This is a genomic window from Aquimarina sp. EL_43 (assembly GCF_943422735.1).
In the GTDB taxonomy this organism is placed as follows: Bacteria; Bacteroidota; Bacteroidia; order Flavobacteriales; family Flavobacteriaceae; genus Aquimarina; species Aquimarina megaterium.
Genome location: NZ_CALSBR010000001.1, coordinates 738501 through 751621 on the forward strand (window position 1 = coordinate 738501; position 13121 = coordinate 751621).

Here is a 13121-nt window from a genome sequence, read left to right on the forward strand (position 1 = left end):
AACCTATAAAAGATAGTATCCATAAATCACAATGAACTATACAAAAAATAAAATAGAGCTTGAAGAAAAAGGATATTCCGTTTTGGTCAACTTATATTCAGAAAATGAAATAAGTCAAATTTTAGCTTGTATAGAAAGTACTAAACAAGAAGGGAATTCTTTTCTAAAAACAAAAGATTTGTTTGCAATTCGGCAGCTTACAAAAAATATTCCTGGATTAACCAAATTATTGTTTAATGCAAAACTAACTAGATTAATTTCTGACCTTTCTGAATCTGACTATTTCTTAACTAAAGCCATATATTTTGACAAACCAAGTGAATCGAATTGGTTCGTAGGGTATCACCAAGATTTGAGCATCTCGGTAGATAAAAAAGTAGATTTGAAAAATTATGTGAATTGGACTTTTAAAAAAGGCCAATATGGGGTTCAACCGCCAATTAAAATTTTGCAAGACACCATCACAATCCGAATTCATTTGGACGATACTGATAAAAATAATGGAGCATTAAAAGTAATTCCAAAATCACATCTAAAGGGAATAATCCGAATAGAATCGAAAGATTGGAAAATTGAAAAAGAGCATATCTGTGAAGTTAAAAAAGGTGGAATAATGTTAATGAAACCTCTAACTTTACATGCATCAAATAGAACAACCAACGGAAAAAAAAGAAGAGTAATCCATTTAGAATTAAATAAACATAAGCTGGCTGAACCGCTAAATTGGTTAGAATATTGGAATAAAAAAATTAGTAAGTGAAACTTCAAAGGTTCTTAAATATTGGTTGTAGCACTAATTTTTTATAAGTTTAACCAGAAGTAAAATAAATACAGAAACCAATGGATTCGGGTATATTTATCTTGCTTTGATTCATGTATCTAGGATTTACAACAATTAAAATGACACACCCTTTACGACAACATATCGAAGAAATAATCAGCCTTACCGATGAAGAATTCGATTTTGTGTTGAGTCATTTTGAACAAATCAAAAGGCGCAAACACCAATATATTGTTCAGGAAGGAGAAATTGTTAATAAAGAATACTGGATCATAAAAGGATGTTTAAAAAGCTATTTTATAGATCAGACAGGAAAAGAGCATATACTACAATTCGGGATGGAGAATTGGTGGATTACAGATTACGAATCATTTGTAAAACAAACCAAATCCAAAACCTCTATAGACTGTATAGAAGATAGCGAGTTACTCTATATAACTTTTGAAAATAGAGAAAAGCTAACGGCCAAAATGCATAAAATGGAACGTTTTTGGGCCAAAAAAAGTAAAATGGGTCGAATTGCGCTTCAGAATAGAATCTTATCATTATTGAAAAATTCGTCTAAAGAACGATACGAATTACTACTCGAGCACTATCCAAAACTTTTTCAACGTGTTCCCAAAAAAATGATTGCCGCCTATCTAGGGGTTTCCAGAGAAACGCTTAGCAGATTAAACTCTTAATTATTTTTACTCGTTTATTGCTTAAAGTGATATACATCACACCAAAGAAGTGACAATCCTCCTTCTTAATAATTTCATTCTACAACACCTTTGTATGACTATTAATTTAATAAAAAAGTCATGCCATACATTAACATTAAAGTTACCGATGAACAGGTAACAACAGACCAAAAACGTCAATTAATAGAAGGAGCTACACAGCTCGTTGTTGACATACTGAACAAAAACCCCAAAACAACTCATGTTGTTATTGAAGAAGTTCCTATCGAAAATTGGGGAGTGAACGCAAAACAGTATTTAGGAACTAAAAAATAAAGAACATGAAAAACAAAACAGTAATTATTACAGGAGCATCTACAGGAATTGGTAAAGAAATTGCAAAATACTTTATAGCAAAAGAGAGTAATGTTGTTATGAACTCTTCTAACGAAGAAAACTTAAAAAACGCTTATAAGGAACTCGGTTCTCCTTCTAACGTAATCTACCTGGTCGGTGATATCAGCAAACAAGAAACAGGACAAAAACTCGTAAGCCTTGCAATAGAAAAATTCAACACGGTTGATGTTTTAATTAATAATGCAGGCGTATTTTCTCCAAAACCTTTTTTAGATGTTGAGGAAAAAGATTTAGACCAGTATTGGAATGTAAATTTAAAAGGAACCTATTTTACATCGCAAGCTGCAATTCCTCATATGATAAAGCAACAAAATGGTTCGATTATAAACATCGGAACCGTTTTAGTCGACCATGCTATTGATGGCTTCCCGGCAACAGCTCCTCTAGCGAGTAAAGGTGCCATCCATGCCTTAACCAGACAACTAGCCGCCGAATTTGGTAAAAATAACATCAAAGTAAACACCATAGCTCCAGGAATAATTAGAAGTCCATTGCAAAGTAAAATCGGAATTGAAAATGCCGATAGCTTAGCAGGATTACATTTATTAAACCGAATTGGAGAAGCCAATGAAATTGCAGAAGCAGCATATTATTTGGCTACATCAAATTTTGTAACCGGAGAAACGATTAATGTGGCAGGAGGACATACAGTTGGACACGCCATCTAAAAAATAAATTATGTATAAAGAGCATATTAAAGAAATCGAAAACTTAATTACTAATTATTTTGAGGGAATTTTTTATGGAGATGTAACCAAACTCGAATCTTGTTTTCATAAAAACGTATATATCTACGGAGATATCAAAGGTGTAGATTACTTAAAAAGTGTAACCGAATATCTTGAAGGAGTTAAAAATAGACAAAGCCCTAAAGATTTAAACGAGAATCTAAAAATGAAAATTATAGGGATCGATATTATGGGTAAAATTGCTATGGCAAAATTACATCTTCCCATGTTAGGTTATAATTATTACGACTATTTATCATTAGCCAAAATCAATAACAATTGGAAAATTGTAAATAAACTATTCACTCATGTGCAATAAATAAAGTGTTCATATTTTAATAACCAAAAACCAGATTATGACAAATCAGGATAAAAAAAAGATGAAGAGTTTCTTTTAGAAGACAAAGCCTATTATAGCTATGAATTCTAATAAATCCTTTGAAGGGTTAAAAAATAACCTCATATTTGCGTCATAATTTTGAACCAAAAAACAAGTTTTAAGCCTATGTTATTATTTTTTACATATAAAAAGGACGCCGTAAAGCCGTTTTTAAATCAAGAATATAGGTAGCAAACTATACATAAGATATAAAAAACATAAGCGTCCAATAAATTTGGACGCTTTTTTTATCATCTTTTTTGTATACCTATTTTATCAAATAAAAATGGTATTTGAGAGATAATTATCAGAACAGCAATTGGTTACCAAACAGGCTAATATCCGTAAAAAAACGGACAGGGATTCTTATGTCTAAAATCAACATAAAATACTGATTATCAATAAATTAAATTTTAAATTTTAGTTGTATAATTAAAAAATAGATTACATATTTGCACCGCAGTTCATAAATTGCAAAACCATAATAGTTAATCTTTAATAACCGAAGTAATATGATTTTTACAAACATATATTGCCACACTCCAAAAGAACCAGGTTCTTTTAAGAGTATGCTTCGGGACTTCGCCAGTACATAATTTCCATTATATATGAGAAGAAGTCCGAAGCCATAAAGTTTCGGATTTTTTATTTTTCCTTTTAATCAGACTGCATTGTCACGCTAAGTCTTTGATACAGGCAGGCAGGCTTTGTCAAAGTGTAATTGAAATCTCAATAAAATCTCTCGAAACATTTTATCAAGTTTATGTCAGTAATGAAAATTCATTACATCACTCATTATTGACAAATATCAAAACCTATACTAATGGGAAAGAAACTAAGCGGAAAGGATCTAATTAAATTAGGTTTTCCAAAGAATAATAGTATTAATGTGACTTTGGGTCAGATTAATAGATATCAAAAGAGAGTAAAAAAAGAACATATATTAATTGAAGCCAAAAAAGTATTGCTTAATCCAGAAGCTTACCAGGGTGACGGTATCTGGGGAAAGATAGCAGAGAGTTTATTAAAACCCGTAGAGGTCAAAAGGCATGCATTGAAAACAACTCGATCTCCTTTCCAAATCTATGGTGAGAATGAAATTGATGAACAGGCAAAATACCAGTTGTTTGATGCCTTAAAATTACCAGTTGCAACTGCAGGAGCTTTAATGCCAGATGCACATACCGGATATGGTCTTCCTATCGGAGGAGTACTGGCAACAAAGAATGCTGTGATTCCTTATGGAGTTGGAGTCGATATTGGATGTAGAATGTGTTTAACGGTCTATCCAATAGCAATATCATATCTCAAAGGAAAAAAGCATCAATTAGAGAATATACTTTCTGAACATACCAAGTTCGGGATGTATGAAACTCATAAGGTAAAGCATGATCATGAGATCTTTGAACGAGATGAATTTAAAACCATCCCGTTAGTCAAAAGATTGAAAGACAAAGCGTATAAGCAGTTAGGTACTTCGGGTGGTGGTAATCACTTTGTAGAGTTTGGAGTAATTACAATTACCGATACAGCTAATGAGTGGGGGTTGAAGACTGGCGAATATTTAGGAGTGTTATCACATAGCGGCTCAAGAGGGTTAGGAGCCAATATCGCCAAACACTATACGTATTTAGCTACCAAGCAATGCCCGTTACCAAAGCATGTACAACAATTGGCCTGGTTAGATTTAAATACTCACGATGGCCAGGAATATTGGTTGGCGATGAATCTTGCTGGTGATTATGCACAAGCTTGTCATGATGATATTCATGCCAGGATAGCAAAGTTATTAGGGTCAAAACCCATAGCAAAAATTGAAAATCATCACAATTTTGCCTGGAAACAAGAAGTAAATGGAGAGGAATGCATTGTACACCGAAAAGGAGCTACACCGGCCGCCAAAGGTAAATTAGGGATTATTCCCGGTTCTATGACAGCCCCAGGGTACATCGTAAGAGGATTAGGAAACGAAGCAAGTTTACAATCTGCATCACATGGCGCTGGTCGCTTACACTCACGTAGAAAGTGCAAAGAGAAATTTACAAGAAGTGAGATCAAAAAGCAGTTAAAAGCGCATGATGTAACACTTATAGGAGGAGGAATTGATGAGGCTCCAATGGCATATAAAAACATCGAAAAAGTAATGGCAAATCAACAAGAGCTCGTAGAAATTGTTGGAACATTTACACCAAAAATTGTTCGAATGGATAAATAAAAGTTAGGGCGTTACCCAAAGGGTCGGGCTTTCGGCAGTCGCTCTCGGCGAGGAGCTTCAACAAAGCCTCAATCCCTAACGCAAAATTAAGACCTCACAGGTTTTAAAACCTGTGAGGTCTGTAAAAAACAATAAAATGAATCAAAAAATTATACAAATAACAGCAGGAAGAGGCCCCGCAGAATGTTGCTGGGTCGTAGCCCAGGTACTTAAGTATTTTTTGGATGATATACGACATATAGGAGTAACCTATAGCATCATACAGAGAGTAAAAGGTATAGAAAACGGCACATTGCAATCTGCTACACTAAAACTGCAGGGCGATCAAGTAAACGATTTGGTAAGTTCCTGGTTAGGAACTGTACAGTGGATAGGAACCTCAACTTTTCGTAAATATCATAAACGAAAAAACTGGTTTATCGGGATCTACGAACTAGACCTTATATCAATAGAAAAAATAGCAGAAAAAGATATTGTATTTCAAATGATACGAAGTTCGGGCCCGGGTGGCCAGCATGTAAACAAAGTAAATTCTGCAGTTAGAGCAACACATAAACTTACGGCTACAAGTGTAGTGGTAATGGATAGTCGTTCACAACATCAAAATCGAAAAATTGCTGTCGAACGATTAAAAAACAAAGTACTTGAAGTGCAATTAGAACAATTAAAAAAATCGGTATCAGATGAATGGGAAAACCACTTAAATATTCAACGTGGTAACCCGATTAGAGTGTTTAAAGGAACTGATTTCAAAAAGAAAAAAGTGACAAAAACCTTTAAAAACAAACGAAATCAATTAAAAACTGATTTATACAATCAATTAAAGAATTAGAAAATGAGTAATTTACTAGACAAATATTTATTTCAGGCATTAGACGCTTATCCTTATAACTTAGAGGAAGCTGTAGAATCTTTGAACTATGCATTGTCTTATGATGAAAAAAATCCAATTGCATTAAGTCTTTTGGGTCAGATATATGCAGAGAGTTTGAAAAACTATGAGGTTGCAAAAGAGTACTATCAGCAGGCTTTAGCAGAAGATATGTATGCATTAGATGTATATCCTAAATATATCAATGTCTTGCTTTGGAATGAAGATTACGAAGAAGCCGAAAAACTAGTCGATTTTGCCCTAACCGTAAAAGGAACAGATAAGGCAATGTTATATCTAAAAAAAGGAATTCTTTTTGAACAAAAAAAGAACTATAAAAAAGCATTAAAATGTCTGAAGTTGGCAAAAGAAAATGCCTACAATAATCATTTTATTAATGATATAAAAGAAGAGGAAGAGCGAATTAAAAATAAAATGCCAAAGCAAAAAAAAGCTAAGGATAAGTCTTCTTCTAAAAAGAAAACGAAGAAATCATAAAGCACATCATTCCAGCAAAAACTGGAATGATGTATTGAAACTAAAAAAAATGAAAACAACAAATACAATTATAATCATAGACCTAGAAGCTACCTGCTGGAATGGACCTATCCCTGCAGGTCAGGTTAATGAAATCATAGAAATAGGAATCTGCCTTTTGGATACGCAAACAGGAAGCATTTCTAAAAGTGAAGGGATACTCATTACACCCGAGCAATCAGAAGTAAGTCCTTTCTGTACCGAGCTCACTACAATTACTCAAGAATTAGTAGATCAAGAAGGAGTTTCTTTTGAAACAGCCTGCGAAATGCTAAGAGCTCAATACAAGGGTCATGAATACACCTGGGCAAGCTACGGGCAATATGATCTAAACATGATGAAGAAACAATGTGCTAACAGAGAAATGAAGTATCCTTTATCACAAAATCATATTAATGTGAAAGCACTTTTTTCTGAAACCAAAGGATTACAAAGAAAGGTTGGAATGAAAGGTGCATTAGGGATTTTAAAAATCCCCCTAGAAGGAACACATCACAGAGGAGTCGATGATGCCAAAAATATTGCTAAAATCTTACATTGGTGTATTCAACAATAAAACAAATTAACTAATTTTGAAACCAATTCATTTCACAAATAAGAATGACAAAATTACGGCCTATTATGTTTGTAGGAACAGGATCAGATGTTGGAAAGAGCATTCTTGTTACTGGTATATGTAGATTGTTAAAACAAAAAGGGTATGCTCCTGCCCCATTTAAAGCACAAAATATGTCGCTTAATAGTTTTGTAACTCCCGATGGATTAGAAATTGGAAGAGCGCAAGCTGTACAGGCCGAAGCATGTAAAATTGATTGTGCTACAGATATGAATCCGATCTTATTAAAACCTTCTGGAGCAAATAAATCCCAGGTCGTTTTACATGGAAAACCTATTGGTGATCAAACCATTAAAGAGTACTTTTTAGGAAATAATAAGCAGCAACTTTTTGAAGAAGCTAAAACCGCATTTTTTCGGCTCCAGGAAAAATATAATCCTGTCGTTTTAGAAGGAGCAGGAAGCATAAGCGAACTTAATCTAAAACATCGTGATATTGTAAATATGCGTATGGCACAAGCAGCCGATGCAGATGTATATCTTGTTGCCGATATTGACAAAGGAGGTGTTTTTGCAAGTGTATATGGTTCAATAGCACTTCTCGAACCCTGGGAAAAGAAACTTTTGAAAGGGGTAATTATAAATAAATTTAGAGGAGATATTTCTTTATTTGAAGATGGAAAAAAGATGTTAGAAAAACTAACCGGAATTCCCGTTTTAGGGATTGTACCTTATGCCAGTGACATCTATATTGAAGAAGAAGACTCTGTAGCCTTACAGAAAAAAGAGAAAACCGTAGTGAGCGGATTAGTGAATATCGCTGTAGTTCTACTACCTTATATTTCTAATTATACCGATTTTAATGTATTAGAAAAGGATGCAAGAACACATCTCTTTTATTCTAATGATCCCAAAAGTATATCTGAAGCAGATATTATTATACTTCCGGGAAGTAAAAACACTGTCCAGGATCTTATATTTCTTAGAGAAAAAGGCATTGCTAAGGTGATATTAGACGCTCACAAATCACAAAAAACCATTATTGGTATTTGCGGTGGATATCAGATGTTAGGAAAAATGATAGAAGATCCTCTGGGAGTCGAAAGTGATATTAAAACGCTTCCCGGATTAGGTATTTTACCTATAACCACGCAGTTGACTTCAGAAAAAACAACTATACAATGTAATTTTAAGTTTAAAGAGTATCCTGAAACCATTTCGGGATACGAAATCCATATGGGAGAAACTATGGTTGAAAATCATCAACCTCTAAATTATATCGATGGTCAACCTGAAGGATATATACTCGAAAATTGCTGGGGAACCTATATTCATGGAATTTTGGATCACTCTACTGTAATTGAAGATGTGTTACAAAATTTTACCAATACCAAAACATCTTTTGATTATAAAGCCTATAAAGAAGAAAATTATGATAAGTTAGCTGCTTTATTAGAAAAAAGCATTGATATCGATTCTATTATTTCTGAAATGCACATTATATCATGATATACGGACACGGTGATGACGGCTATCGTTACGCAATACCATTTAAAGCAAATTTTAGTTCTAATATTTGGCATGAAGGAACTTCAGAGCTGTTACTTTCATATCTTAGAGAGCAACTACCTCTTATTGCGAATTACCCAACGCCGAGTGCAGATATATTAACACAACAAGTAGCAAATCATCATGGATTAAATTCATCACAGGTAATAATAACTAACGGAGCTACAGAAGCTTTTTATAATATAACTCTTCTTTTTTCTGGTAAAAAAGCAGCCATAGGCATTCCTACCTTTTCTGAATATGAAGATGCTTGTTTAAGGAGTAGCATGAAAATTAAGTACTTTGATCGTTCTGAAGTACTACATACTTCTTTTGAAGAGGATCTCGTATTTCTTTGTAACCCTAACAATCCCAATGGGTATAGCAATACGGTTTTAGAAATAGAGAAATTAGTATCCGATTTCCCCGATACTACATTTGTTGTCGATGAAGCGTATATTGAGTTTACTCATAAGATCAAATCTTGTGTTGAGCTTCTCGAAAAATTCACCAATCTCATCATCGTAAAATCGTTAACCAAATTATTCTCGATACCAGGATTACGGTTAGGATACATGTTGTGTAGTACAGTAATAGGAGAAAAACTGCAGTCTACTAAAATACCATGGAATGTCAACACCATGGCAATCGAGGCTGGAAAACACATATTTAAAAACTTTAAGGCTTTATATCCAGATATGGCAACACTTCTAGGATATAGTAGCCAATTACAACAACAAATTGATACATTAGATGGATTTACTGTTACCCCATCAAATACTAATTATTTTGTAGTAAAACTAGAAACACCCAGTGCCCCTATTCTCAAAGATTATTTAGCACACACTCATCAATTATTGATAAGAGATGCATCAAACTTTAGAGGTTTAGATAGTCATTACATTCGTATTGCCAGTCAGAGTCCCGAAAAAAATGAGCTATTAATTAATGCTTTACAGCAATGGAGCATGCTACAGTAATCATTCCCTTGGTAATTGGGTATATTCTTGATTTGATATTGGGAGATCCCCGATGGCTTCCTCATCCTATACGATTATTCGGGAATAGTATTGCTTTTGGTGAAAAAAAACTAAACACAAACCCCTTTGCTTTTATAAAGGGAATGGCACTCACCATTGGATTACTCATAGGTACAATTGCATTCTTTTATTATACTCAAAAACTCATTTCCTCATATACAATTGCCTATTATACATTTACCTCTATATTCGTGTTCTACGCCTTAGCAAATAAAAGTTTGATAGATGAAGGCAAAGCCGTTTTTACAGCCTTACAAGAAGGAATAGCACAAGGTAGAAAACGACTGTCATGGATTGTGGGTCGAGAAACGGATCAATTAAATCCACAACAAATAAAAACGGCAGTATTCGAAACATTATCAGAGAACCTTAGTGATGGAGTCATTGCTCCTCTTTTCTACTATACATTATTTGGTGTGGCCGGTGCTATGGGATATAAAATGATTAATACCCTTGATTCTATGATTGGTTATAAAAATGAGAGGTATATACATTTTGGCAAGTTTGCTGCAAAACTAGACGATGTGGTTAACTATATCCCGGCTAGACTTACGGCATTTCTAATGTTACTGGTTACTGGTAAACTTCATAAAATTTCTTTTGTAGTACAATATGGTAAACAACACTCTAGCCCTAATGCCGGATATCCCGAAGCTGCGCTGGCTGCGATTCTGGATTGCAAATTTGGCGGACCTAATTATTATCACGGAAAATTAGTTGATAAACCGTTTATAGGAACGAATGATCGAATCCTGAAAGACCAGGAAATAAAAACAGTAGCAAGGATCAATCAAAAAGTAACCTTTACATTTGTTCTTTTAATTTGTATGGCTTACTATTTTCTTTATTACATAGCAAGACAATAATTTTTCGATTTAGTAGAAAAAGATCTAAAATCTAATAGTGAAACGGTCTAAATTCTAACATCTAAAAAAAATATGCCCAAAAGATATATCATTACCGGAGCACCGGGAACCGGAAAAACAAGTTTAATCCAGGCTTTACAAGCTAATGGATATCAATGTTTTTCTGAAATTTCGAGAAAAATAATACTTGAACAACAACAGATAAAAAGTAATAAAACTCCGTGGGGAGACCTTCCTTGCTTTGCAAGCCTCGTCTATCAACAAACGATTAAAGAGCTACAGCTTCCTATTAAAAAAAATACATTTGTAGATCGAGGATTACCTGATATTATTGCCTATCTAAAAGCAAAATCTCATCCTATTCCAGAATATCTGCTGGACTTTCCGTTCAAAACACATTATGCATCTACTGTATTTTTAATGCCTCTATGGGAAGAAATTTATATCAACGATCCCCAACGTCCTCAATCTTATCAGGAAGCATTACATATTCATCAATGTCTTATACGAGTCTATCAAAGCCTTAACTTTACAATAGAGATAGTGCCTAAAACAACTTTAACAAAACGTGTAGATGTTATCCAATCGTTTATTTAAACAAAAAAAGTATCTTCGCTGCTGATTTACGGTTCTTTTGGAAACAAAAGATGAAAAGGGAATTTGGTGAAAATCCAAAACTGTTCCCGCAACTGTAATACACATATAAAATTATGATCCATATGCCACTGTAGTACAACTATGGGAAGGCGATCATAATTGTGTAAAGTCAGGAGACCTGCCATAAATCAAAATATAATATTAACTCTCGGGTAAAGAGTTGGTCCTGAATAGCTTTATGAGTATACCTAAAGCAATTCTATTTTTGACTTCTCTTCCTGTTTTTAATTTCTTTTAATTATGGGAAAAAATATAAGTAAAGTAAACACCACCTTTCAATTTTGTGATGGAGGGTCCTGCCGAAAAGCAAATAGTGAAATCGCTATACGAGAAGCCAGAGCATATTTGCGTAATAACGGGCTTTGGGATACTACACATACGATAAAAACAAGATGCAATGGTCGTTGTGAAGATGCACCGACCTGGATTGTACAACCTGGAAACTATTGGTATAAAAACCTGACTCCCGATAAAGCCGTTTCAATTCTGAAATCCCATTTAGAAGAAGATCAACCCGTCGAAGAGTATTTACTATATAAAGAAGGATGGCCAGAATTAGCCACAGAGAATGAGAAAACTATAGCACCAATTGTTTTTAAAGATAAAATAGATCCAGAACTCGGAGAAGCGTTAGTAGCGCGGTCTTTTGCTTCAGATCAACATCTCTATCCTCTATTTAAATACTTATTTCAAGAACCAAAACGTATTGTGGTTCAACAATACGACACAGCTACCGTTGAAATAAAATTACCTCACCATGTCGATTATACTGATGATTATGAGGTAAAAATTACGGGAGAAGAGCTTCAGTTACAATTAACAATTGCCGGAATCCCGAAAGACATTTCAGAAGAGATTGCCGATCGTAAAGTAAGTGTTGCAGAAGTGATCTGGCTTAAAAAATCTACTATCTTTACCAAGGCAATACGTCTAAAAAATAAAAAAGGAAAACACCTGGTCACATTTTGGATAAAAGAAGAGGATACAACCACGTGGGAACATATCCTTACGGTTTATCTGGGAATGTCACCAAACCATATTAGAATCAGTGAAGAAGTCTAAACACATAAGCATACTAGGTTGTGGATGGTTAGGATTACCATTGGCAATAAATCGAATTGCCAATGAGGATACGGTAAAAGGATCTACAACCACAGAAAGTAAAATCGAAAAGCTAAAATCCGAAGGGATTACACCTTATCTTTTTACACTTGGAAAATCTTCGGAAAAAGAATATTTGGATTTTCTATCAGGAAGTGAAATTGTCATTATTAATTTTCCTCCTAAACGAATTCCAAACATTATAGAAATATACCAAAATCAAATAAAAAGTATACTTCCATCTATTTCTGATACTCAAAAAATAATCTTTATCAGTTCTACTTCGGTATATCAAAATACAAATGCAGAGGTAACCGAAACATTGAATATTGCACCAGAAAAAGAATCAGGAAAGGCTGTTGCCGCTGTAGAGCGATTATTGCAAGAACAATTCGAAAACCGAGTGAGTATTATTAGACTATCGGGTCTTATTGGTGATGATCGCTTACCAGGTCGATTTCTTGCCAATAAAAAAGAAGTGCAGAATGGAGATGTTCCCATTAATGTAATTCATAGAGAGGATTGTATTGGATTAATTAATGCGGTTATAGAAAAAGAAGCCTGGGGAGAAATTATAAATGGTTGTGCAGACCAACACCCGATACGAAAAGAATATTATACACTTGCTGCCCAAAAAATAGGACTTACCCCTCCTACTTTTATCAAACAAGAAAAACAAGCTTATAAGATTATCTCTAATACCAAAAGCAAAACACTTTTGGGATATTCTTATATTCATCCCGATCCTTTAAAATTAATTTGAC

Annotated in this window: 15 protein-coding genes and 1 riboswitch; all 15 genes read left to right on the plus strand. The window is 34.0% G+C overall.

Annotated features, from left to right (window positions below; genetic code table 11):
• The first annotated feature begins 31 nt into the window (after positions 1–31).
• The gene (locus tag NNL09_RS03345; RefSeq protein ID WP_196909115.1) at positions 32–760 is read left to right on the plus strand and encodes a phytanoyl-CoA dioxygenase family protein; all 729 of its coding nucleotides are present in this window, start codon (positions 32–34) and stop codon (positions 758–760) included.
• Positions 761–900: 140 nt separating this feature from the next.
• Positions 901–1464 (plus strand): Crp/Fnr family transcriptional regulator, encoded by a 564-nt coding sequence (locus NNL09_RS03350; protein WP_025663023.1) that lies wholly within the window; start codon positions 901–903, stop codon positions 1462–1464.
• Positions 1465–1584: 120 nt separating this feature from the next.
• The gene (locus NNL09_RS03355; RefSeq protein WP_196909116.1) at positions 1585–1779 is read left to right on the plus strand and encodes a 4-oxalocrotonate tautomerase family protein; all 195 of its coding nucleotides are present in this window, start codon (positions 1585–1587) and stop codon (positions 1777–1779) included.
• 5 nt (positions 1780–1784) lie between these two features.
• Positions 1785–2528 carry an SDR family NAD(P)-dependent oxidoreductase gene (locus tag NNL09_RS03360; protein ID WP_025663025.1) on the plus strand — a complete coding sequence of 248 codons (744 nt, stop codon included), beginning with the start codon at positions 1785–1787 and terminating at the stop codon, positions 2526–2528.
• 10 nt (positions 2529–2538) lie between these two features.
• Entirely contained in the window at positions 2539–2907 is a 369-nt protein-coding gene (locus NNL09_RS03365) for a nuclear transport factor 2 family protein (protein WP_196909117.1), read from the plus strand.
• An 883-nt stretch (positions 2908–3790) separates the two neighbouring features.
• The gene (locus NNL09_RS03370) at positions 3791–5182 is read left to right on the plus strand and encodes an RtcB family protein (RefSeq protein ID WP_196909118.1); all 1392 of its coding nucleotides are present in this window, start codon (positions 3791–3793) and stop codon (positions 5180–5182) included.
• Between the two features lie 136 nt (positions 5183–5318).
• Positions 5319–6014, plus strand: coding sequence for a peptide chain release factor H (gene prfH / locus NNL09_RS03375; RefSeq protein WP_196909119.1), 696 nt, complete (start codon positions 5319–5321; stop codon positions 6012–6014).
• A gap of 3 nt (positions 6015–6017) precedes the next feature.
• Positions 6018–6551 (plus strand): tetratricopeptide repeat protein, encoded by a 534-nt coding sequence (locus NNL09_RS03380; protein WP_025663029.1) that lies wholly within the window; start codon positions 6018–6020, stop codon positions 6549–6551.
• Positions 6552–6600: 49 nt separating this feature from the next.
• On the plus strand, positions 6601–7146 hold the full coding sequence (locus NNL09_RS03385; RefSeq protein ID WP_196909120.1) for a 3'-5' exonuclease: 546 nt from the start codon (positions 6601–6603) through the stop codon (positions 7144–7146).
• Between the two features lie 44 nt (positions 7147–7190).
• Complete coding sequence (locus tag NNL09_RS03390; RefSeq protein WP_196909121.1) at positions 7191–8654, plus strand: cobyric acid synthase; 1464 nt, start codon at positions 7191–7193, stop codon at positions 8652–8654.
• Positions 8651–9673, plus strand: a complete 1023-nt coding sequence (locus NNL09_RS03395) for a histidinol-phosphate transaminase (RefSeq protein WP_196909122.1) — start codon at positions 8651–8653, stop codon at positions 9671–9673. Before NNL09_RS03390 ends, NNL09_RS03395 begins: the two co-directional genes overlap by 4 nt.
• Positions 9655–10599, plus strand: coding sequence for an adenosylcobinamide-phosphate synthase CbiB (gene cbiB / locus NNL09_RS03400; protein WP_196909123.1), 945 nt, complete (start codon positions 9655–9657; stop codon positions 10597–10599). The genes NNL09_RS03395 and cbiB overlap by 19 nt, the downstream gene beginning before the upstream one ends.
• A gap of 72 nt (positions 10600–10671) precedes the next feature.
• Positions 10672–11196: an AAA family ATPase gene (locus NNL09_RS03405; RefSeq protein WP_196909124.1), complete on the plus strand. Its 525-nt coding sequence runs from the start codon at positions 10672–10674 to the stop codon at positions 11194–11196.
• 12 nt (positions 11197–11208) lie between these two features.
• A riboswitch (cobalamin riboswitch) is annotated at positions 11209–11397 on the plus strand.
• A gap of 99 nt (positions 11398–11496) precedes the next feature.
• Entirely contained in the window at positions 11497–12318 is an 822-nt protein-coding gene (locus NNL09_RS03410; RefSeq protein WP_025663042.1) for a ferredoxin, read from the plus strand.
• Entirely contained in the window at positions 12305–13120 is an 816-nt protein-coding gene (locus tag NNL09_RS03415) for an SDR family NAD(P)-dependent oxidoreductase (protein WP_196909125.1), read from the plus strand. The genes NNL09_RS03410 and NNL09_RS03415 overlap by 14 nt, the downstream gene beginning before the upstream one ends.
• Position 13121: the final 1 nt, after the last annotated feature.